Here is a 504-nt window from a genome sequence, read left to right on the forward strand (position 1 = left end):
GCGTTGATGAGTTCTCGTTGTTTCGGCGACGGCCGGTAGGTCTCACTGACTTCCTCGGCCATCCCCGTGACCGGGTCGGTAAGGATCCGTTTCCAGATGCCACCCTTGGCGATGTCCTGCGCGACGTTCGTCGGGATCGGCCCGTATCCGGCCAGCATGCCGGGGTCGTCGGTGAGACCCAGGAGTGCGGTGACGGGCATCGTGAGGTAGACCATCGTCTGCCCCTGCGGTGCCGGAGTGTCATGGCCCAACAACAAGTCCCGGGCGACATCGGAGCGCTTCTGATCCAGGGTCCGGTCATCTTTCGGGAGGGATCGGGCGATGCGGTTGACGTGGTCATAGACCATCGCCGCGTCATGGGCGGTCATCATCAACCTGATGAGAGCCATGCCGTCGTCGAGGTTGATCTTCTCGACCATGCGCTGCTTGCGTTTGGCTTGGAAGCGGCGTTCAGCAGCCTTCGGATCAAGACGGTGGATGAACCGAACCGCGTACTGGCGGGTG

1 protein-coding gene is annotated in these 504 nt (G+C 62.5%); it reads right to left on the reverse strand.

The features are described from left to right. On the reverse strand, positions 1 to 504 hold a 504-nt coding region (locus tag ABD719_RS18640), incomplete at both ends, for a DUF222 domain-containing protein (protein WP_344694865.1).

Source organism: Sphingomonas cynarae (assembly GCF_039537815.1).
Taxonomy (GTDB): Bacteria; Pseudomonadota; Alphaproteobacteria; order Sphingomonadales; family Sphingomonadaceae; genus Sphingomonas; species Sphingomonas cynarae.